The 20,677-nt window shown below is 73.8% G+C and carries 17 protein-coding genes; 3 read left to right on the top strand and 14 right to left on the bottom strand.

Translation table 11 applies throughout. The annotated features are described in order from the left end of the window. Nucleotides 1–23: 23 nt before the first annotated feature. The 5 genes from FHX75_RS22215 to FHX75_RS22195 all read right to left on the bottom strand — a co-directional run bounded on the left by FHX75_RS22215 (nt 24) and on the right by FHX75_RS22195 (nt 3,300). The gene (locus FHX75_RS22215) at nt 24–260 is read right to left on the bottom strand and encodes an ATP synthase subunit c family protein (RefSeq protein WP_088960568.1); all 237 of its coding nucleotides are present in this window, start codon (nt 258–260) and stop codon (nt 24–26) included. 68 nt (nt 261–328) lie between these two features. Further along, nucleotides 329–1,126 (bottom strand): F0F1 ATP synthase subunit A, encoded by a 798-nt coding sequence (atpB, locus tag FHX75_RS22210; RefSeq protein ID WP_154942275.1) that lies wholly within the window; start codon nt 1,124–1,126, stop codon nt 329–331. Nucleotides 1,127–1,137: 11 nt separating this feature from the next. Beyond that, the gene (locus FHX75_RS22205; RefSeq protein WP_154942274.1) at nt 1,138–1,374 is read right to left on the bottom strand and encodes an AtpZ/AtpI family protein; all 237 of its coding nucleotides are present in this window, start codon (nt 1,372–1,374) and stop codon (nt 1,138–1,140) included. Nucleotides 1,375–1,586: 212 nt separating this feature from the next. Next, nucleotides 1,587–2,018, bottom strand: a complete 432-nt coding sequence (locus FHX75_RS22200) for a hypothetical protein (protein ID WP_154942273.1) — start codon at nt 2,016–2,018, stop codon at nt 1,587–1,589. Further along, on the bottom strand, nt 2,011–3,300 hold the full coding sequence (locus tag FHX75_RS22195) for a serine hydroxymethyltransferase (RefSeq protein ID WP_211364544.1): 1,290 nt from the start codon (nt 3,298–3,300) through the stop codon (nt 2,011–2,013). The genes FHX75_RS22200 and FHX75_RS22195 overlap by 8 nt, the downstream gene beginning before the upstream one ends. Nucleotides 3,301–3,335: 35 nt before the next feature. Between FHX75_RS22195 and FHX75_RS22190 the strand changes: the two genes are divergently transcribed. Then, nucleotides 3,336–4,802 carry an SDR family oxidoreductase gene (locus FHX75_RS22190; protein ID WP_154942271.1) on the top strand — a complete coding sequence of 489 codons (1,467 nt, stop codon included), beginning with the start codon at nt 3,336–3,338 and terminating at the stop codon, nt 4,800–4,802. 16 nt (nt 4,803–4,818) lie between these two features. On the opposite strand, the gene FHX75_RS22185 is transcribed toward FHX75_RS22190, so the two are convergent. The 4 genes from FHX75_RS22185 to prmC all read right to left on the bottom strand — a co-directional run bounded on the left by FHX75_RS22185 (nt 4,819) and on the right by prmC (nt 9,228). Then, a complete protein-coding gene (locus FHX75_RS22185; protein ID WP_154942270.1) occupies nt 4,819–6,936 on the bottom strand; it encodes a transglycosylase domain-containing protein in 2,118 nt (705 codons plus the stop codon). Nucleotides 6,937–7,084: 148 nt separating this feature from the next. Further along, nucleotides 7,085–7,696 (bottom strand): arsenate reductase/protein-tyrosine-phosphatase family protein, encoded by a 612-nt coding sequence (locus FHX75_RS22180; RefSeq protein WP_088960562.1) that lies wholly within the window; start codon nt 7,694–7,696, stop codon nt 7,085–7,087. Next, the gene (locus FHX75_RS22175) at nt 7,697–8,341 is read right to left on the bottom strand and encodes an L-threonylcarbamoyladenylate synthase (protein WP_154942716.1); all 645 of its coding nucleotides are present in this window, start codon (nt 8,339–8,341) and stop codon (nt 7,697–7,699) included. Next, nucleotides 8,341–9,228, bottom strand: a complete 888-nt coding sequence (gene prmC / locus FHX75_RS22170; RefSeq protein ID WP_246158462.1) for a peptide chain release factor N(5)-glutamine methyltransferase — start codon at nt 9,226–9,228, stop codon at nt 8,341–8,343. Before prmC ends, FHX75_RS22175 begins: the two co-directional genes overlap by 1 nt. A 134-nt stretch (nt 9,229–9,362) precedes the next feature. Here prmC and FHX75_RS22165 point away from each other — a divergent pair, with 134 nt between their 5' ends. Then, the gene (locus FHX75_RS22165) at nt 9,363–10,913 is read left to right on the top strand and encodes a GGDEF domain-containing protein (protein WP_154942268.1); all 1,551 of its coding nucleotides are present in this window, start codon (nt 9,363–9,365) and stop codon (nt 10,911–10,913) included. A gap of 89 nt (nt 10,914–11,002) precedes the next feature. Here the strand turns inward: FHX75_RS22165 and prfA are convergent, their stop codons facing one another. Together prfA and rpmE are read right to left on the bottom strand one after the other, a co-directional pair. After that, a complete protein-coding gene (gene prfA, locus FHX75_RS22160; protein WP_154942267.1) occupies nt 11,003–12,091 on the bottom strand; it encodes a peptide chain release factor 1 in 1,089 nt (362 codons plus the stop codon). 100 nt (nt 12,092–12,191) lie between these two features. Further along, nucleotides 12,192–12,416, bottom strand: a complete 225-nt coding sequence (rpmE, locus tag FHX75_RS22155; protein WP_088960558.1) for a 50S ribosomal protein L31 — start codon at nt 12,414–12,416, stop codon at nt 12,192–12,194. Nucleotides 12,417–12,690: 274 nt separating this feature from the next. Between rpmE and FHX75_RS22145 the strand changes: the two genes are divergently transcribed. Further along, nucleotides 12,691–13,587, top strand: a complete 897-nt coding sequence (locus FHX75_RS22145) for a phosphatase domain-containing protein (RefSeq protein ID WP_154942265.1) — start codon at nt 12,691–12,693, stop codon at nt 13,585–13,587. A gap of 99 nt (nt 13,588–13,686) precedes the next feature. Here the strand turns inward: FHX75_RS22145 and FHX75_RS22140 are convergent, their stop codons facing one another. The 3 genes from FHX75_RS22140 to thrB all read right to left on the bottom strand — a co-directional run bounded on the left by FHX75_RS22140 (nt 13,687) and on the right by thrB (nt 20,574). Then, nucleotides 13,687–17,139: a phosphodiester glycosidase family protein gene (locus tag FHX75_RS22140; protein ID WP_154942264.1), complete on the bottom strand. Its 3,453-nt coding sequence runs from the start codon at nt 17,137–17,139 to the stop codon at nt 13,687–13,689. Nucleotides 17,140–17,283: 144 nt separating this feature from the next. Continuing rightward, entirely contained in the window at nt 17,284–19,332 is a 2,049-nt protein-coding gene (gene rho, locus FHX75_RS22135) for a transcription termination factor Rho (RefSeq protein WP_154942263.1), read from the bottom strand. Nucleotides 19,333–19,629: 297 nt separating this feature from the next. Beyond that, nucleotides 19,630–20,574: a homoserine kinase gene (thrB, locus tag FHX75_RS22130; protein ID WP_154942262.1), complete on the bottom strand. Its 945-nt coding sequence runs from the start codon at nt 20,572–20,574 to the stop codon at nt 19,630–19,632. Nucleotides 20,575–20,677: the final 103 nt, after the last annotated feature.

The following is a 20,677-nucleotide window of genomic DNA, read 5'->3' as shown; positions in this document are numbered from 1 at the left end:
ACCTCCCGGTCAACAGGGGTGGATCAGGCGCCAGCCCAGATGAAGCCGAAGGCGATACCCAGCAGCGCGAGGGCCTCGATGACGGCGAAGCCGATCCAGACGTACGGCAGGGTCATCCGGGACGACTCCGGCTGGCGGGCGGTCGACTGGATGTAGGCGGCGAAGACCAGGCCGACGCCGATGCCCGGGCCGATGGCCGCGAGGCCGTAGCCGATGGCGGCGGTGCTGCCCTCTACCGCGGCGAGAACGCTAGCGTCCATTGGTGTGGTTCCTCCTGGTTATCACGCGTGACGGTCACGCGGGACGACAACGGTTGGTGCAAAGTGGATCAGTGCTCGTCGGCGAGCGCGCCCTGCACGTAGCTGGCGGTCAGCACCGTGAAGACGTACGCCTGCAGGACGATCACCAGGAACTCGAGGAAGGTCAGCGCGATGGTCATCACCCAGGACAGCACCGAGACCGGGGCCAGCCAGGTGTTGGCGCTGAGCATCGCGAAGCCGCCGAGCGTGAAGACCAGCAGGAGCATGTGGCCGGCGAACATGTTCGCGAAGAGACGGACGGCCAGCGAGAACGGCCGGACGAGGAAGGTCGAGAAGAACTCGATCGGGATCAGCAGCGGCAGGATGTACCAGGGCGCCGGCGGGATCAGCGAGTTCTTGACGAACTTGCCGAAGCCGTGGTGCTTGATGCCGGCGTAGATGAAGAGCACGTAGCTGATCACCGCGAGGATCGCCGGGAAGGCGATGTGCGAGTTCGGCGAGATCTGGAAGCCCGGCAGGATCGCGAAGAAGTTGGTCAGCAGGATGAAGCAGAACAGCGTGGTGAAGTACGGCGCGAACCGCACGCCCGCGTGCCCGATCATGTCGACCGCGATGTTGTTCCGCACGAAGCCGTAGATCGACTCGGCGAACCACTGCTTCTTCGTCGGGACCAGCTGCGGCTTCCGGTAGCTGGCCAGGAAGAAGATGATCAGGACGCCGACGGCGATCCAGACCATCGCCGTGATCTTGGTGAACCAGTAGGAGTCGTGCGCACCCCAGGGCAGGATGCTGGGCAGGTAGAAGTCCTCCACACTGGGTGGGAATGCCGCCTGGCCCGCTGCCAGGACGTTCGCCTGTCCGAACACCGCGTCCCTTCCTAAGTAGGCGTGCCGAGTCGGCGGACGACCAGGATGATTCCCCCGGCCATGCCGAGCACGACGCCGATCCCGGTGGCGATGCCTCCGGTGTCGAGCCACTGGTCGACCAGCCAGCCGATGAAACCCCAGAAGACCATGCCCGTGATGAGGTATCCGAGCGCGGTCCAACCCTGGCCGGCACCGGACGGAACGTCGCCTGAGCCGCCATTGGGTTGGGGGGTTTGGTCACCAGCCATGACGGGGCGAACGATATCAGCCGGGAAGACGAGGCTGTGCCTCACCCCCCGCACAACCGTCGTTGTGTGGGCGTCTGGCGGGTGCAGTCGTCTGGAGGCACGCTACTCCCCTTCCGCCGGCCAGAGAATGACCGAAGGTGGACAGACGCGCGCGTCGCCCGCCAGGTGGGACGCCGCCACGAATCGACCACGCTCGGTGTGCGCCCGACCGGTCAGCCGGCGACCCCGCGCCGGTGCACCCTGGTCAGCCACCAGATGTGCACCCCGGTCCAGACCGCCACGCCCGCCGCGATGCCGAGGCAGAGCGGGAGCAGCCCGTCCCAGCCGGTCGACGCCACGGCCACCATCACGACACCCAGGAGGGTGAACTTGGCGGCGTACAGGCCGAGCCCGAACGGGAGCACCAGCTGCGGGTTGACCGCGTCGGCCCAGGCCAGCACCACGGTGGTCAGCGTGTAGCTGGCCGCCGTCACCGCCACCCCGGCCGCCGCTCCCAGCGCCGCGTCGCCACCGCCGACCACCCCGCCCACCAGGGCGGCCACCGCACCCAGCAGCACCGAGGCGATCAGCAGCACCGGTAGGTGGCGCAGCCGCCAGCGCCGGTCCGCGGCCCCCTCCGGCGCGCGCACCCCGGGCTCAGCCACGGGGGTACGCCGGGAAGGCGGCGGCCAGCTCGGCGACCTCGCCGGCGATCCCGGCGAGCGTGTCCGCTCCCCCGGGCGCGGCCGGGTCGGTGCGTACCGCGCGGGCGATCAACGAGGCGACCTGACGCATCTCCGGGACTCCCATGCCCTGGGTGGTGACGCTCGGCGTGCCGACCCGGATGCCGGAGGCCACCATCGGCTTCTGCGGGTCGTACGGGATCGCGTTCTTGTTCAGGGTGATGGTCGCGGCGTCGCAGCGGGCCTCGGCCTCCGCGCCGGTCACCCCGGTCTCGCGCAGGTCGATCAGGGCCAGGTGGGTGTCGGTGCCGCCGGAGACCGGGCGCATCCCCTCGGCCGCCAGCCCGGCGGCGAGCGCTTGGGCGTTCTGCACCACCTGCCCGGCGTAGGCCCGGAACTCGGGCTGCGCGGCCTCGCGCAGCGCGACCGCCTTGGCCGCGACGGCGTGCATCAGCGGGCCGCCCTGGGTGAACGGGAAGACCGCCTTGTCGATCCGGGCGGCCAGTGACTCCCGGCAGAGGATCATGCCGCCGCGCGGACCGCGCAGCACCTTGTGGGTGGTGAAGCAGACGACATCGGCGTACGGCACCGGCGACGGGATGGCCCGGCCGGCGACCAGCCCGATGAAGTGCGCGGCGTCCACCATCAGGTACGCGCCGACCTCGTCGGCGATCTCCCGGAACCGGGCGAAGTCGATCAGCCGCGGATAGGCGGTCGCGCCACAGATGATCATTTTGGGCCGGTGCGCCAGGGCGAGGTCGCGGACCTCGTCGTAGTCGATCAGCTCGGTGTCCGGCCGGACGGTGTAGCCGACCGGATGGAACCACTTGCCGGAGAAGTTCACCCGGCTGCCGTGGGTGAGGTGCCCGCCGTGCGGCAGGTCCATCGCCAGCACCGTGTCGCCGGGCTGCACCAGGGCGGCGTACGCGGCGAGGTTGGCGCTGGCCCCGGAGTGCGGCTGGAGGTTGGCGTGCTCGGCGTCGAAGAGCTCCTTCGCCCGGGCGATGGCGATCTCCTCGGCCCGGTCGACCTCGCCGCAGCCGCCGTAGTAGCGCCGGCCGGGGTAACCCTCGGCGTACTTGTTGGTCAGCGTCGAGCCGAGCGCCGCGAGCACCGCCGGGGAGGTGAGGTTCTCGCTGGCGATCAGTTGCAGGCCGCCGCGCAGCCGGTCCAGTTCGCCCAGCACCACCCCGGCGATCTCCGGGTCGACGGTACTGAGCTGCTGGAAGTCCGGCCCCCAGAAGGTGTTGCTCGCGTTCTCCACAGCGAAGGAGTCTATGGGGCCGCACACTGGAAACCGTGAGATGCCTGGTCACCGGAGCCACGGGTTACATCGGCGGGCGGCTCGCGCCCCGGCTGCTGGCCGAGGGGTACGAGGTGCGCTGCCTGGCCCGTAAGGCCGGGCGGCTGCGCGACGTGCCCTGGGCGGCGCGGGCCGAGGTGGTCGAGGGCGACCTGCGCCGGCCGGAGACGCTGCCCGCCGCGTTCGAGGGGGTCGACGTCGCGTACTACCTGGTGCACTCGCTCGGGCAGGCCGACTTCGAGGTGGCCGACCGGGAGGCGGCGACCCACTTCGCCGAGGCGGCCGCCCGGTCCGGCGTACGCCGGATCGTCTACCTCGGCGGCCCGGAGCCGAAGCAGGACGGCGAGGTCCCCTCGCCGCACCTGCGCTCCCGGGCGGAGGTGGCGCGGATCCTGCTCGCCAGCGGCGTGCCGACGGTGGTGCTGCGGGCCGCCGTGATCATCGGGTCCGGCTCGGCCTCGTTCGAGATGCTGCGCTACCTCACCGAGCGGCTGCCGGGGATGGTCACCCCGCGCTGGGTGCGCAACCGGATCCAGCCGATCGCGGTCCGCGACGTGCTGCGCTACCTGGTCGCCGGCGCGACGCTGCCGCCCGAGGTGGACCGGGCCTTCGACATCGCCGGCCCGGACGTGCTCACCTTCGAGCAGATGATGCAGCGGTACGCCCGGGTGGCCGGGCTGCGCCGCCGGGTGATCCTGCGGGTGCGGCCGCTGACGCCGTCGCTCTCCTCGTACTGGGTCGGGCTGGTCACCCCGGTGCCCAACAAGATCGCCCGGCCGCTGGTGGAGAGCCTGGTCCACGAGGCGGTGGCGCGCGAGCACGACATCGCCCGGTTCATCCCCGACCCGCCGGGCGGGCTGACCGGCTTCGACGAGGCCGTGGCGCTGGCGCTGGCCAAGGTGCGCGACGCCGAGGTGGAGACCCGCTGGTCCACCGCGAGCGGCCCGGACGCGCCGGCCGAGCCGCTGCCCAGCGACCCGAAGTGGTCCGGCGGCACGGTCTACACCGACGTCCGGGAACGCGACGTGGCCGCCCCGACCAGCGCGCTGTGGCGGGTGATCGAGGGGGTCGGCGGCGAGCACGGCTGGTACTCGTTCCCGCTGGCCTGGTCGTTGCGGGGCTGGCTGGACCGGCTGATCGGCGGGGTCGGGCTGCGGCGGGGCCGGCGGGACCCGCACCGGCTCCAGGTCGGCGAGGCGCTGGACTTCTGGCGGGTCGAGGAGATCGTGCCGGGCGAGCTGCTGCGGCTGCGCGCCGAGATGCGGCTGCCCGGCCGGGCCTGGCTGGAGATGCGCGTCGAGCCCACCACCGACGGCCGCAGCCGGTACGTGCAGCGCGCCGTCTTCCTCCCCCGCGGCCTGGCCGGGCACGCCTACTGGGGCTCGGTCGCCCCCTTCCACGCCATCGTGTTCGGCGGCATGGCCCGCAACATCGCCCGGGGCGCCGAGCACGCCACCGGGTGACCCGGTCCGGCGCGGGTCAGTTGCCGTCGCGGGGGCCGGCCTGGCGGTAGGTGACCGCCGAGCTGGGCGGGACGAAGTCGCGGACGGGCTGGTCCTTGAGCGCGGTGAGGAGCACCCGGCCCACCGCGTCCACCATCCGGGCCTGCACCGCCTTGCCGACCGCGTCCCGCGGGTCGTCCGGGTTCGCCGCCATCGAGGCGATCGCGAGCTGCGGGGTGAACGCGACCACCGACTCGCTCTCGTACCCCTCCGAGCTGCCGGTCTTGCCGGCCACCGGGCGGCCCAGCAGCGGCCGGAGCCGCTCCGCCGTGCCGCCGTCGCAACGCTGGTACATGGTCTGGTCGCCGACCGGGCAGCGGGCCGCGTCCACCGCCGCCCGGGCCACGTCGGTGTCGACCACCTGCCGGCAGTCCGGGCGGCCGGCGGCCACCTCCTGCCCGGCGCTGTCGGTGATCGACACCACCGGCAGCGGCGCGCACCAGGTCCCCTCGGCGGCGACCGTGGCGTACGCGTTGGCCAGGTCGAGCGGGGTGGTCGAGGAGACCCCGAGGGTGAACGAGCCCCAGTTCCGCGCGCCGGAGCGGGCCAGCCGGGCGTCGTCCTCGGCCCGGAACATGATGCCCAGCCGCTCGGCCATCTCCACCACCCGGTCCGCGCCGACCCGCTCGATCAGCCAGGCGAAGTAGGTGTTCACCGAGCGGCCGAAGGCGGTCCACATGGTGTGCCGCCCGTCCATCCAGTCCGGCGAGGCGTTGACCGGGCACCAGGAGCCGCCGCAGCTGGCCCGCCCCGCGTCGACCGGAAACCGGGTGACGATCCGGGTCGGGGCGTCGAAGCGGGTGTCCAGCGGCAGCCCGGACTCCAGGGCGGCCAGCATGGTGAAGAGCTTGAAGGTCGAGCCGCCCTGGTAGCCCTCGATGCCGCCGCCACCGGCGACGAGCTGGTTGACGGTGTTCGGGTAGTTCTTCCGACCGCCCGGGTTCTCGGCCACGCTGTAGTTCCGGTTCACCGCCATCGCCAGCACCCGGCCGGTGCCGGGCTGGACCACCGCGGTCGGCACGGCCCGCCGGTCGGTGACGGAGTAGATGTCCAGCACCTGCCGCAAGGTGGCCCGCTGCACTGCCGGGTCCAGCGACGAGACGATCCGGAAGCCACCCCGGCGCAGGGTGTCCTGCCGCTCGGCGGCGGACCCGCCGAAGGCCGGCTGGGCGCTCCACCACTGGGTGAACCAGTCGCAGAAGAAGCCCCAGTCGCCCTGCTCCCGCGGCACGGCGGTGCAGTCGTTCGGGGTCTGGCTGGGGCGCAGGGACAACGGGGCGGCCTTCGCCTGCGCCGCGTCGGCCGTCGACACCTGCCCGGCGTCGACGAGCCGGTCCAGCACGTACGCCTTGCGGCGCAGCGCCGCGTCGGCGTCGCCGTTGATCGGGTCGTCGGTGTCCGGCGAGCGGACCAGACCGGCGAGCAGGGCCGCCTGGGGCAGGGTGAGGTTCGCCGGCGAGGTGGAGAAGTAGCGCTTGCTGGCGGCCGCGATGCCGTATGCCCCGGCGCCGAAGTAGGCGATGTTGAGGTAGCGCCCGAGGATCTCGTCCTTGTCCAGCTCGCGCTCCAGCGACAGGGCGTACCGCATCTCCCGCAGCTTGCGGGCGGCGGTGATCTCGGTGGCCGCGGTGCGCTGCTCCCGGGTCAGCCGGGGATCGCTGGCCAGCACGTTGCGCACGTACTGCATGGTCAGCGTGGAGGCGCCCTGCCGGGTCGCGCCGTCGCGCCGGTTGACCGTGAAGGCCCGGACCACGCCGCGCAGGTCGACGCCCCGGTGCTGGTAGAAGCGGGTGTCCTCGGCTGCCACGATGGCCTGGCGCATCACCGGCGCCACCTTGGCCAGCGGCACCTCGACGCGGTCCTCGGTGTAGAACGAGGTGATCAGGGTGCGGCCGTCGTTGGCGTACAGGTTCGACCGTTGCGCGGTGGGTGGGGTGCGCAGGCTCGACGGCAGCTCGGAGTAGGGCGCGGAGAGCGCGCCGAAGCCCAGCCCGAGCACCAGGGCGACCGGGAGGGCCGCCGCCGCCAGCACCAGCCCGGCCAGCACGCCGGCGATCACCACGGTGAACAACTTGTCGAGATGGGCCCGGATCATCAGCACTCCCCGCAGGAGCCGTCAGGACCCGTTCAGAATGACCCGCTACGCCCCTTCTGCCCTCATATTTCGCGAAACCCGGAGGAAATTCGCGAGCGGGACGCGGCGCGGAGCACCGGACACGCCGCCCGGTTCACCCGGGCGGGGGTCAGGGCAGCAGCGCTGCGGTGAGCGGGTGCACGGTCTCCTCGATCTCGTCGGCCACCCGGCTGAAGCACTGGTCGCCCCGACCCCAGGGGTCGTCCAGGTCGTCGGAGTGCAGCGCCGACGCGCCCTGCCGGGCCGCGTCGGCGGCCGCCACCAGGGCCACGCCCCGGGCGTACACCGCCTCGCCGGTGGCCTCCGCCGGCGGCAGGGCGGCGGCGTCCACCAGCCCGAGCAACCGGCCGAACTCGCCGAGCACGAAGGTGCGGGCCGCGGCGTCGGGACGCAGCGCCACCACGTACTCCTGCTGGTCGGCGGTGGCGGTGAGGACCAGGTCGGCGGCGTCGATCAGATCCGAGCGCAGCTTGCGGGCGGCGAAGCCGTCCACGTCACCGCCGCGCGAGAGCACCTGCCGGGCCGCCGGCGGGTTCATCTCCTCGCCGGCGTGCCAGCCGCCGGTGCCGGCGCTGTGGCTGTGCAGCAGTTCGTCGGAGCGGGTCGGGTCGACGCCGAGCCGGCCCAGCCGCTCCCGGACCGCGAGCACCAGCAGCCGCTCCGCCATCGGCGAGCGGCAGATGTTGCCCATGCACACGTGCAGGACGGTGAACGGCGGCACTCAGGCCCCCCGCTCGTCGAGGATGTCCGGCGCCACGTCGCGGAGCTTGTCCAGCCCGATCGCGCCCAGCCGGAGCACCCGCGGCACCTCGCCGGTCAGGTCGACGATCGTGCTCGGCACCGGGTCCGGGCAGGGCCCGGCCTCCAGGTAGGCGCGCACCGAGTAACCGAGCTGGTCGCGGGCCTCCTCGGCGGTCAGCGCGGCCGCCTGGCCCGCCTTGTTCGCCGAGGCCACCGCCATCGGGCCGGTCTCCCGCAGCACCTCCAGCGCCACCGGGTGCAGCGGCATCCGGACCGCCACCGTGCCGGTGGCGTCGCCCAGGTCCCAGGCCAGGCTCGGCGAGTGCTCCACCACGATGGTCAGCGCACCGGGCCAGAACGCCTCGACCAGGTCGCGCGCGGCACGCGGCAGCGAGAAGACCAGGCCGTCCAGCGTGTGCCGGGAGCCGATCAGCACCGGCGGCGCCTGCCGGCTGCCGCCCTTGGCGTCCGCCAGGGCCTTGACCGCGTACGGGGTGAAGGCGTCCGCGCCGATCCCGTAGACCGTGTCGGTCGGCAGGACGACCAGCTCGCCGTTCTTGACCGCCTCGATGGCAGCGGCGATGCCGCGGTCCCGGTCGGCGGGCGACCGACAGTCGTAGAGCATCACGAGGAGCCAGTCTGCCACGCCTTGGCCACACCGGCGTGCGGGCCGTCCGCCCGCCGGGACGCGGTGGCGAAGCGGGACCGTCCCGCCAGGTCCCGATGCTCCGCCACGTCGACGTACCGGCCGTCGGCGGCGAGCAGCGCCGGCACCGCCGCCCCGTGCGTGTCGTCGTGCTCCACGCCCAGCGCGCCGCCGGGGCGCAACAGGTCCCCGGCGCGGGCCAGCACCGGCCGGATCACGCTCAACCCGTCCGTCCCGCCGAAGACCGCCTCGTCCGGATCGTGCCCGGCCACCTCCGGCGGTACGGCCACCGCCCGGGGCACGTACGGCGGGTTGCAGAGCAGCACGTCCACCTCGCCGACCAGCGCGGCCAGCAGCTCCGGGTCGGTGACGTCGGCGGCGACCACCTCGATCGGCCGGTCCCCGGCGGCGACCCGCTCGGCGGCGTTGCGCCGCAGCCACTCCAGCGCGGCGGGCGACCGCTCCACGGCCACCACCCGGGCGGCCGGCACCTCCTGGGCGACCGCCAGCGCGATCGCCCCCGAGCCGCTGCACAGGTCCACCACCAGCGGCGCCGACCGGGTCCGGGCCACCTCGATCCCCCAGCCGGCCAGCAGTTCGGTCTCCGGCCGGGGCACGAAGACCCCCGGCCCGACCGCCAGCTCCAGGTGCCGGAACCCGGCCCGGCCGGTCAGGTGCTGCAACGGCTCCCGGTCGGCCCGGCGGGCGACCAGCGCCTCGAACCGCTCCCGCTGGACGGCGGTGAAGCCGTCCGCCAGCGCCAGCCGGCCCCGGGGCACGTCCAGCACGTACGCGGCGAGCAGTTCCGCCTCGGCGCGGGCCGACTCCACCCCGGCGGCGGTCAGGGCACGGGTGGCGCGGGCCACAGCGAGCGAGGGTCGCTCGCGTTCTGTCCCTTCGGAGGGGTGGCGCGGAAGGAAGGTCACGACATAATCATGAAGCGTCGCGGGTCACGTCACGAGCGGGTGCGGCCGGACGCACACCGACAGGAGGTTCGCAGGTGGGGTGGCTCGACCGGGTCGATGACCAGGTTGACGCTCTCCGGCGTGCCCGGGCCCTGCAGGAGGCGAGCCGGTCCGCCGAGGCGTGCGGCCTGCTCGAAGCGGTGCTGCGCAGCACCACCGACCCGAACACCCGCGCCGACGCGCTGGTGCAGCGTCTCTGCGCGCTGATCAATCTCGGTCGGACGGCGGAGTTCACCGGGGCCATCGAGGAGGCGTCCACCGCCGTCCGCGACCTGCCCGAGCCGTACCTGCACGGACACCTCAACGCGCTGGCCGCGCTCGCCGCGCACCACCAGGGCGCGCTCGACCGGTGCGTCACCCACCTGGTCCGCGCCGCCCGGGCGCTGGGCGCGGCCGAGGAGCGGGACCGGGACACCGCCTGGGGCTGGCACGACCTGGCGATGGCCTACTCGTACCTCAGCTTCCACGGCTACGCCCTCGGCGCGATCGAGCGGGCCCGGCAGCACGGGCTGGCCGCCGGGCTCCCCGAGGAGGTCTTCGCCGCGCCGGGGATCCGGCTGCGCAACGCGGTCGCCCTGGACCACAACGGCGACAGCGACGGCTGCCTGCGGGTGCTCCGGGACATCGCCATCGACCTGAACCGGTTCGTCCGCGACGGCCGCAGTGACCGGATCCGCCCCAGCAGCCTGGCCGCGTACGGCTACGCGGCGGCCCGCCGGGCCGCCCTCGGCGACCCGCTGGAGACCGGCACCAAGACCGACCCGGTCCGGCTGCTCGCCCACGGCGGCGACAGCGCCCGCGCCCGCGACATGCGGCAGCTCGGGCAGGTCTGCCTGGCCGTCGCCGACGGCCGGCCGATCGAGGCGATCACCCGGCTGGACACCGCCCTGGTCTCCAACGAGACGCTTGGCGCGGCCGAGCCGTCCCGGCTGCGCAGCATCGCGTACGCCCGGGCCGGCGACCACGTGGCGGCGCACCGGGCCGACCGGATGGCGTTCCGGCTGGCCGCCCAGCGCAACGACCGGCTGCGCGACGTGTACATCGACGGCATCGCCGCCCGCATCGACCACGAGGAGATGCGCCGCGAGGCCGCCCGGTACGAGGGCGAGGCGCTGACCGACCCGCTCACCGGCCTGCCGAACCGGCGCCGGCTGGAGCGCTACATCGCCTCGGTGACCTCCCGCGGCGAGCGGGTGGTGATCGGCGTCTGCGACCTGGACGGGTTCAAGGCGGTCAACACCACCCACGGCCACCACTCCGGGGACCTGGTCCTGCAGCGCATCGCCGGGGTGATCAACCGGGTGATGCGGCGGGGCGACTTCGTGGCCCGCTACGGCGGGGACGAGTTCGTGGTGGTGCTCTCCGGGGCCGGGATGACCGAGGCGGCCGAGGTGGCCCGGCGGATCCACGCGGCGGTGCGCACCGAGGACTGGGAGTCCCTGGTGCCGGGCACCCCGGTGGGGGTGAGCATCGGCTTCGCCGAGGTGGACGGTGCCCACGGCGCGCTGCGCGACGCGCTCGGCACCGCCTTCGAGATCGCCGACCGCGAGATGCTCCGCGCCAAGACCCGCCCCCGCGCCTCCTGACCCACCCTCCCCCGCTCACCCTCCCCCGCCGAGCGCTTGGGGCCACTTACAGAGAAAGCGCGTCGGTGGGCCCCGCTGGGGAGGTCGGGTCAGCGGCGGGTCAGTTCGGTGTCGCCGGCGAGGCGGGCGGCACGGTCGGCCTCGGTGAGGGCGTCAAGGACGCCGTCCAGGTCGCCGGCGAGCGCCAGGTCCAGGTTGTACGCCGTGTAGCCGATCCGGTGGTCGGTGATCCGGTTCTGCGGGAAGTTGTAGGTGCGGATCCGCTCCGAGCGGTCCACCGTGCGCACCTGCGCCTTGCGGGCGTCCGAGGCGGCGGCGTCGGCCTGCTCCTGGGCGACGGCGAGCAGCCGGGCCCGCAGGATCCGCATCGCCTGCTCCCGGTTCTGCAACTGGGACTTCTCGTTCTGGCAGGAGACCACCACACCGGTCGGCAGGTGGGTGATCCGGACCGCCGAGTCGGTGGTGTTCACCGACTGGCCGCCCGGCCCGGACGAGCGGAACACGTCGATGCGCAGCTCGTTGGGGTCGATGGTGACGTCGACGTCCTCGGCCTCGGGCAGCACCAGCACGCCGGCGGCGCTGGTGTGGATGCGTCCCTGCGACTCGGTGACCGGCACGCGCTGCACCCGGTGCACGCCGCCCTCCCACTTCAGCCGCGACCAGACGCCGTTGCCGCCCTCCGGGACGCCCTTGGTCTTGATCGCCAGCGAGACGTCCTTGACCCCGCCCAGGTCGGAGTCCTGCGCGTCGATCACCTCGGTGAGCCAGCCGTGCCGCTCGGCGTACCGGGTGTACATCCGCAGCAGGTCGCCGGCGAAGAGCGCGGACTCCTCGCCACCCTCGCCGGCCTTGATCTCGATGATCACGTCCTTGGCGTCGTGCGGGTCGCGCGGGATCAGCAGCTCGGCCAGGCGCTCCTCCAGTGCCGGCAGGCTCGCCGCGATCGACTCGGCCTCCGCGGCGAAGGACGGGTCCTCGGCGGCCAGCTCCCGGGCCGCGGCCAGGTCGGCGCGGGCCTGCTCCAGCTCACCGGCGGCCTTGTGCAGCGGGACCAGCTCGGCGTACCGGCGGCCCACCCGGCGGGCGGTGCCCTGGTCGGCGTGGATGGCCGGGTCGGCCAGCCGCTTCTCCAGCTCGGCGTACTCGTCGAGGAGGGAAGCCAGGCGCTCGCTGCTCATGCGGGGGATGCTCCTTCGACGGACGGACGGGCGTAACCGGGGGCGGAACGGACGAACGCCCGCGCCCGGCCGAAGCCGGACACGGGCGTCGTCGGTGGAGCTACTTGGCCTTCTTCGCCTGAACCTTGGCGTACTTCTGCTGGAACTTGGCGACCCGGCCGGCGGTGTCGAGGACGCGCTGCTTGCCGGTGTAGAACGGGTGGCAGGCGCTGCAGGTCTCGACGTGGATCGAGCCGCCCTTGGCGGTGCTGCGGGTCGAGAAGGTGTTACCGCAGGAGCAGGAGACCTCGGTGGTCACGTACTCCGGGTGGATGTTGGGCTTCATGTCGCCTCGGTCCTTTCGTCGGTGGTCGCCGGGTCGCCGCTGATCTCCCCGTCGCCTGGTGCGCGACGGACTCGGGCGTGAACCGGAACCGGTGGCCGATTGACCAGTGTGCCATGGGCGTGAGCCGACCCGGCAAGCGGGCCGCACGATCGGTCCGGCAGTGGTAACGCCCGCCTCCCTGCTCGCATTCCCGCCACCGGGGACCAGCATTCCCGCCCCCGGCGTACGGTGGGGTCGTGCCCGATTCGTCCCTGACCCGAGTGGGATGGGCAGGATGCCCCGACTGATCGCCACCCGCGGGCTGCCCGCCTCCGGCAAGACCAGTTTCGCCCGTACCCTGCAACCGGCCGTGGCCCGGGTGAACCGCGACGACCTGCGCCGGATGCTGCACGGTGAGCGGCTGTTCACCCAACGGGCCGAGTACCAGGTGACGCTCGCCCAGCGGGCCCAGGTGGAGGCGCTGCTGCGGGCCGGGGTCAGCGTCTGCGTGGACGACACCAACCTGCGCTCGCGCACCCTGCGGGACTGGGCCGACCTGGCGGCCCGGTACGACGCGGACTTCGAGGTGCACGACTTCACCGACGTACCGCTGGACGAGTGCCTGCGCCGCGACGCCGTGCGGGCGGAGGCGGACCGGGTCGGCGAGTCGGCCATCCGTCGCCTGCACGAGCGCTACCTGGCCAACCGGCCGCTACCGCTGCCGGTGCCGACGGCCCGCACCGGCCGGCCCGGCACGGTCGACGCGACCCCGGCCGGCCCACCGGAGATCGTGCTGGTGGACATCGACGGCACGGTCGCGCTGAACGTCTCCCGCAGCCCGTACGACATGACCCGGGTGGGCGAGGACGAGCCCAACGAGGCGGTGATCGCGGCGGTCCGGGCGATGCACGCCGCCGGGTACGGGGTGATCTTCTGCTCCGGACGCGACGCCACCGCCCGCGACGCCACCGTGGCGTGGCTGGACCGGCACGTGCGGGTGCCGTACCTCGGTCTGCACCTGCGCGCGGTGGGCGACTCCCGCAAGGACGCCGTGGTGAAGCAGGAGATCTACGAGCGTGAGGTGCGCGACCGCTACCGGGTGGCCGGGGTCTTCGACGACCGGCAGCAGGTGGTGCGGATGTGGCGGTCGCTCGGGCTGACCGTCTTCCAGGTCGCCGAGGGCGACTTCTGAGCCCTCGGCGCACCGACGACCCGCGGAGCGCACCGCCGGTCGGCCCCTCGCCGCAGGGGGCCGACCGGCGGGCGGGATGCCCGGCGTACGCCGGGCCGGTCAGGCGGCGGGTGCCTCCCCAGGTGTCTCCGCCGCCGTCAGCGCGACCGTCGCCTCGGCCCGGACGCCGTTCACGGTCACCGCGAGCAGCACCTGCGCGCCGGCCCGCAGCGCGGTCAGCTGCCCGGTGGCCGGGTCGAAGCGGGCCACGTGCCAGGGCCGCACCCCGCCGAGCCCTCCGATGTGGACGTTGGGCGAGGCGGACCAGTCGGCGCTGACCGGGGCCGCCACGGGGACGGCACGGCCGCCCGGCTGGGTCAGCGTCGCGGTCACCGTGGCCGGCGTCCCCACCGGCACGGCGGCCGGCGCGCCCACCGCGAGCCGGTCCACGTGGGCGTGGAACTCCGCGGCGACCCAGCGCGGCCCCTCGACCAGCGGATCCCGGCGGGCCCGGTCGGCCTCGGCCGGGGTCACCGGGTCCACGCCGAACTCGGTCCAGCCGGTGAAGCCGCCGAGCTGCGGCGGGGTCGACGGGTTCTTGCCCGAGTTGCCGTTGATCACGTACGGCACGCCGTCCACCCGGTCGGCGTGGAAGGTGCCGACGTGCCCGCCGACGAACAGGCCGCCCTTGCCGGTGCGGTGCTGGAAGTCGGCCAGCCACTGCTCCAGCAGCGCCGCCTCCTTGCGGTCGCCGAGCTGGCTGGCCTTGGCGGGGCTCGGGTCGCGGGGCGGGTGGTGGTGCAACACCACCACCGAGCCGACCGCCGGGTCGGCGGCGGCCGAGTCCAGCGCCTCGCGCAGCATCCGGACCTGGTCGAAGCCGCCGCCGCGCAGGGAGCCGGTGGACGAGTTCAGCGTGACGAACCGGGTGCCCTCGTGGTCGAAGACGCGCTGGCTGTCGCCGAAGACGGCGCGGAAGTTGTCGATCGGCGCGCCCATGATCTCGTGGTTGCCCGGGACGTAGTACCAGGGCAGCTCCCCGCCCAGTTCCTCGTCCAGCAGCCGCTTCGCCAGCGCGAAGTCCGCCGGGTACGCGGTGTCCACGAAGTCGCCGTTGATCACCAGGAAGTCCGGCTTCGCCGCCTTGACCTCGCGCAGCGTACGGCGGGCCTGGGCGACCAGGTCGCTGTCCGGGTTGGCGGCGACGAACTGGGCGTCGGACATCACCGCGAAGCGCCAGGGCGCGCCGTCCACCGTGCCGTCGCGCAGCACCACCCGGTCGGTACGGGGCGGCTCGGCCGGCGCGTCGACCGTGGGCGGCACCTTCGCCACCAGGTCGTCGATGACCACCTCGCTGGTGTACTGCGCCGCCGGGTTGGTCTCCGCCACGTAGAACCGGCGGACCCGCACCGGGTACTGCACGCCGGCCGGCACCGCGAACTCCACGTACTTCCAGCCCTTCCAGGTGACCAGCGGGCCGCGCAGCACGTGCTGGGTGTCCTGCGCGTCGTGCAGGTGCAGGCTGGGCCACTCGCCGGTGCCGTTGCCGTGGATCCACATGCCGAACGCCTGCGGCTGGCCGGGCACCGCGATCCAGGCCGGCGGGTCGGCGTAGGCGGCCCGGGTGCCGGTGGACTGGCTGAAGTCGTACGTCATCCGCAGGCCGGTGCCGGTGTGCCCCGGCGCCGGGGCGACCGCGCCGCTGGCCCGGGCCTGGCTGAACCTCCAGGTGGCCGCGTCGTCGAAGCCGGCCACCGGCACGTCGGTCAGCCCGACGGTCACCGGCAGCACGGTGGCGTGCCGGCCGACGTGGACGGTGACCAGGGCGGAGCCGCTGTCGCCGAGGGCCTTGACCGACAGGTTGCCGTCGGCGGTGGGGGTCACCGCCAGCAGCGTCCGGTCGTACTCCAGCGTCAGGTCGGCCGGCTCGATCGGCGCGGTGTTGCCCTCGGCGTCGTAGCCGACCACGCCGAACAGCCCGCTGTCGCCGGCCCGGTTCAGGCCGACCCGGTCCACGGTGGAGTCGACCCGGGCCAGCGGGCCGAGCACGGTCAGGTCGAGCGTGCCCCGAGCTTCGCCGCGCCAGGCGGTGACGGTGCTGCGGCCGGGTGCGCCGGCGCGGAAGACCCCGTCGGCCACGGTGCCCTGCGCCGCCGGGTTCGCCCGCCACGTCGGCGCGCCCTCCGCCGGGCCGTACGTCTCGTCGTAGCCCGCGGCGGTGAGCCGGCGGGTCAGTCCGGGGAAGACCCGGTCGGGCCGGCCGCCCCGTACCGGCGCGACGCCCGGCGCGGCGGTCGGGTCGCTCGCGGTCTCCAGCCAGTACCCGGTGAGCCGCCCACTGCCCTCGGGGGCGTAGACCGCCAGCCCGTTGGGGACCGCCCGCTCGGTGCCGTCGGACGGGCTGTTCTCCACCTGCACGGCCGCCGCGCCGGGCTCCCGGGCGAGCAGGGTGGACGAGCCGCCCCCGTCCAGGTTGAGCGCGTGGTACGCGCCCAGCCTGGCCATCATCTCGCCCATCTCGGTCTGCGTGACGCCCCGGCTGTCCACCTGACGCCCGTCCACGGTGAGCAGGATCATCCGCCGCCCGTCGGCGGAGAAGCCGACGGCGGTGCGCGGGGCCAGGGTCGGGTCGGCGATGGTCTGCACCGCCCCGGCGCGGACGAGGACGTTGCCGCCGCCCACGGCGGCGCGCAGGTCGCCACCCTCGGACGGCTTCGGCTTCCAGGTCAGGTCGATCGGGTCGCCCGGACGCAGGCCGGCCAGGGCGTCCGCGCCGGCGTCCCGACCGAGCAGCACGGTGGTCCCGGCCGGAATCGGCCCCTCGCCCGCCGCGGCGCCGACGGTGGCCACCCGGCCGTCCCGGACCGCCACCTCGATGACCCGGGCCGCTCCGTCGACGGCCCGCCGCCGGGGGTACGACCCCCAGAGCGCGGTGAACACGCCGACGCCGTTGGCCTGCACCATGTTGTTGAACTGGGTCAGGGTGACCGGGCCGGCCGGCAGCGTCGCGGTGCCGTCGAAATGCACCTGGACCACCCGGCCGAGGCCGTCGCCGGTGATCGCGGCCGCGTTGTGGTGGCCGGCGACCGGCGACTGGATCAGTTCGCCGTCGCGGATGCCGACGCCCTGCGCGGCGCCGGAGTTGTTGATGTCGAAGAAGTCGCCGTTGACCGCAGCGACGGCCCGGGACCGGTCGACCGCGCCGCGCAATGGCTCGGCCCGGGCCACCTCCCCGGAGTTGACGTAGTCGACTCTCAGCCCGCCGCCGAGGTCGGCGGTGAGCGCGTCGGCGCGCAGCCAGCCGGCGGCGTCGTACCGGTCGAAGGAGGTGAGGTCGAGCCCCGGCGCGACCGGCCGGGTGGTCCGGGCGGTCTCCAGTCCGTCGGCGAACGCGACGCCGGCCGGGGCGAGCGCCACCGCGGCGGCCGGGTACGACGATGCGCGGGGCGCGTCCTCGGCGGCGGTGCCGGCGGCGGGCGGCGCGGCGGACGCCGGGACGGCCCCGGCGAGCGCGAGCAGCGGCGTCAACAGCAGGACGCCGGGAAGGCGGGCGGTTCGGCTGCGGGTACGCATGGACGACAGTCAACCCGGCCGTGCACAGAAGTTTCAATACCCGGGGACTGAATTGAAGGAAAATTCCAGAACCCACCGGCCCGGGACACGACGAAGGGCACGGCCGGTGTGGCCGTGCCCTTCGCGGGTCTCACCCGGGTGAGGTCACTCCCCCGGCGTCGACTTGGCGATCTGCATCAGGAACTCGATGTTGGTGCGGGACTGCTTGAGCCGGTCCAGCAGCAGGTCGAGCGCCGCCTGCGAGTCCAGCGAGTGCAGCACCTTGCGGAGCTTGTGGATGATGGCCAGCTCTTCCGGCGCGAGCAGGATCTCCTCCTTGCGCGTGCCGGACGGGTGGATGTCGATGGCCGGGAAGGTCCGCTTGTCGGCGATCTTCCGGTCCAGCTTCAGCTCCGCGTTACCGGTGCCCTTGAACTCCTCGAAGATGACCGTGTCCGCCATGGATCCGGTCTCCACCAGCGCGGTGGCGAGGATGGTCAGCGAGCCACCGTTCTCGATGTTGCGGGCCGCACCGAGGAAGCGCTTCGGCGGGTAGAGCGCGGTGGAGTCGATACCACCCGACATGATCCGGCCGCTGGCCGGCGCCGCCAGGTTGTACGACCGGCCGAGCCGGGTCACCGAGTCGAGCAGCACGACCACGTCGTGCCCCAGCTCGACCAGGCGCTTGGCCCGCTCGATCGCCAGCTCCGCCACCGTGGTGTGGTCCTGCGGCGGACGGTCGAACGTCGCCGCGACGACCTCACCCTTCACCGACCGCTGCATGTCGGTGACCTCTTCGGGACGCTCGTCCACCAGCACCACCATCAGGTGGCACTCCGGGTTGTTGTGCGTGATCGCGTTCGCGATCGCCTGCAGCACCATGGTCTTACCGGCCTTCGGCGGCGACACGATCAGCGCGCGCTGCCCCTTGCCGATCGGCATGACCAGGTCGATCACCCGGGTGGTGAGGATCTGCGGCTCGGTCTCCAGCCGCAGCCGCTCCTGCGGGTACAGCGGAGTGAGCTTGTAGAACTCGGGACGACGCTTCGCCTCGTCCGGCTCCATGCCGTTGATGGTGTCCAGCCGCACCAGCGGGTTGTACTTGTCCCGCCGCTGGTCGCTGCCACCGTCGCGGGCAGCCCGCACCGCACCGGTGATCGCGTCACCGCGGCGCAGCCCGTACTTCTTGATCTGGGACATCGAGACGTAGACGTCGTTCGGGCCGGCCAGGTAGCCGGTGGTCCGGACGAAGGCGTAGTTGTCGAGGATGTCGACGATGCCGGCCACCGGGACGAGCACGTCGTCCTCGCTGACCTGCGGCTCGCGACCGCCCTCGCGACCGCCCTCGCGGCCACCGTCGCCGCCCTCGGCGCGCTCGCCGCGGCCACGCCGACGGTCGCGGAACCGGCTGCGCCGGCCACGCCGGCCGCCGCCCTCGCCGTCCTCGTCGGTGTCGTTGTCGCGCTGGGCCCGGTCGCCACCGCGGTCGTTGCGGTCGCCCCGGTCGGTGCGGTCACGCTCGGCCCGCTCACCGCGGTCGTTGCGCTCGCCGCGCTCGGCCCGCTCGCCGCGCTCGGCCCGCTCGCCACGGTCGGCCCGCTCGTTGCGGTCACCGCGCTCGACTCGCTCGCCGCGCTCGGCCCGGTCACCGCGCTCGGCCCGGTCACCGCGCTCGACTCGCTCGCCGCGCTCGGCCCGGTCCCGGCCACGGCCCTCGCCACGCTCGGCGCGCTCGCCGATCTCAGCGGGAGCAGCCTCCTCGGTCCGCGCCTCGACGGCACGCGCCTCGGCGGGACGGCCCTCGGCGGGACGGCCCTCGGCGGCGGCCCGGCTGCGCCGGGTCCGGGTACGGCCCTCGGCCTCGCCGGTGACGGCCGGTGCGGCGGCAGCCTGCTCGGCAGCCCGCTCACCGGTCTCGCGAACCTCGGCGTGCACCTCTTCACGGGCGGGGGCGGCCGCGGCCGCGACCTCGGCCCGCGGTCGAGGGGTGCCGGCGGCGCCGCCCTGCTGCCGCTCGGTGATGGCGCTGATCAGCTCGCCCTTGCGCATGCGCGCCGTCCCGGAGATGCCGAGCGACGCGGCCAGGCTCTGCAGCTCTGGCAGCAGCATCGCCGACAGGCCGGTGCCGCTGCGTCGACGACGGGCGGGGGCAGCGGTGGTGGCATCGCCAGCGACGTTGGAAACATCCGACGTCACGTCGGTGGTGTCGCTCAATGGATTCCTTCCCTCGATAGGCCGGGACTGCCCGGAGTCGACAAGCTCAGGTGGCCGGGCGGCCTCGGTGCACCCGCCTCGCATGGACACGTCGCGGGAGTCTGTGGCACAGCAGCTGGTCGGTTTCCCGACTCACCAGCATCGGTGAGCAGGTCTCGCCGTCTGCGGCGACCTGTGGAAACTGCGGTGCGGCGTGGGCCTTGGCAGGGGTGACGGGCTTACCGCCGAGAGCTTCGGGGGTGCGCCGACCCGCAGGGAGATCGCATGCTTCGCGGCTGTGCTAAGTCTAGAGCGTAATCAACTCTTCCGACCTGCGGCAACAGGGTCCCGCTCGGCGTGTCCCAGTCTACCCCGCGCGACCGTTGCGCCGCGCACCTCTACCGACAACCGCCAGACCTGCCAGTCTGTTCCCGCCTGGAAGCCGCTCGGCGGCTCACCCAGCGCCAGCACCGTCGGGCCCGCCCCACTGACCACAGCCGCCACATCCGCCGCACGCAACGCGCTGACCAGGGCCGCCGTCCCCGGCATCCCGGGCGCGCGGTAGTCCTGGTGCAGCCGGTCGACGGTCGCCGGCAGCAGCAACGCCGGCTCGGCGGTCAGGGCGTGCACCAGCAGCGCCGCCCGGCCGGCGTTCTGCGCGGCGTCGGCGTGCGGAACGGTCACCGGCAGCGCCGCCCGGGCGGTCGCGGTCAGCCCCCGCTCGGCCGGGACGAAGACGGTGGGCCGGATCCCCCCGGCGACGGGCAGCGACACCGCCCGCGCGCCGCCGGGCTCCGTCCAGGCCACGGTGAAGCCGCCCAGCAGGCAGGGGGCCACATTGTCCGGATGGCCCTCGATCTCGGCGGTCAGCCGGAGCACCGCGTCGTCGTCGAGTCGCTCCGGCCCGTCGGTGACCAGCGCGCGGGCCAGCAGCACCCCGGCCACGATCGCCGCCGACGAGGAGCCCAGGCCACGGGCCTGCGGGATCCGGTTGACGCACTCCAGCGCCAGCCCCGGCGGCTGACCGCCGAGCACGTCGAAAGTGGCGCGCATGGCGCGGGCCACCAGGTGCCGGTCATCCTCCGGCAGCTCACCGGCGCCCTCGCCGGTCACCGACACCCGTACGCCGCCCGAGGTCACCTCGGCCGCCACGTCGTCGTGCAGCCCGAGGGCGAGGCCCAGCGCGTCGAAGCCCGGGCCCAGGTTGGCGCTGGTGGCGGGGACCCGGACGCGGACCGGCCCGGAGGCGAAAGTCAACGGCACCGGCTCATGCTAGGGCCCGGGACCGACGTGGCGGGGTTCCGCCCGGACCGTGGGAACTGATCATTTCCGCTAGCCTGGCCCGACCCACGGTCAGACGGAGGCG

This window comes from Micromonospora palomenae (assembly GCF_007829925.1).
In the GTDB taxonomy this organism is placed as follows: domain Bacteria; phylum Actinomycetota; class Actinomycetes; order Mycobacteriales; family Micromonosporaceae; genus Micromonospora; species Micromonospora purpureochromogenes.
The sequence above is the reverse complement of the archived record's forward strand: the minus strand, read 5'-3'. Positions and strand labels throughout refer to the sequence as shown.

What these genes read in the sequence shown, in the direction of transcription:
- FHX75_RS22215 (WP_088960568.1), bottom strand. Translation starts at nt 260, where the DNA reads ATGGACGCTAGCGTTCTCGCCGCGGTAGAGGGCAGCACCGCCGCCATC.
- FHX75_RS22205 (WP_154942274.1), bottom strand. Translation starts at nt 1,374, where the DNA reads ATGGCTGGTGACCAAACCCCCCAACCCAATGGCGGCTCAGGCGACGTT.
- FHX75_RS22185 (WP_154942270.1), bottom strand. Translation starts at nt 6,936, where the DNA reads ATGATCCGGGCCCATCTCGACAAGTTGTTCACCGTGGTGATCGCCGGC.
- FHX75_RS22175 (WP_154942716.1), bottom strand. Translation starts at nt 8,341, where the DNA reads ATGCTCTACGACTGTCGGTCGCCCGCCGACCGGGACCGCGGCATCGCC.
- prfA (WP_154942267.1), bottom strand. Translation starts at nt 12,091, where the DNA reads ATGAGCAGCGAGCGCCTGGCTTCCCTCCTCGACGAGTACGCCGAGCTG.
- rpmE (WP_088960558.1), bottom strand. Translation starts at nt 12,416, where the DNA reads ATGAAGCCCAACATCCACCCGGAGTACGTGACCACCGAGGTCTCCTGC.
- FHX75_RS22145 (WP_154942265.1), top strand. Translation starts at nt 12,691, where the DNA reads ATGCCCCGACTGATCGCCACCCGCGGGCTGCCCGCCTCCGGCAAGACC.
- FHX75_RS22140 (WP_154942264.1), bottom strand. Translation starts at nt 17,139, where the DNA reads ATGCGTACCCGCAGCCGAACCGCCCGCCTTCCCGGCGTCCTGCTGTTG.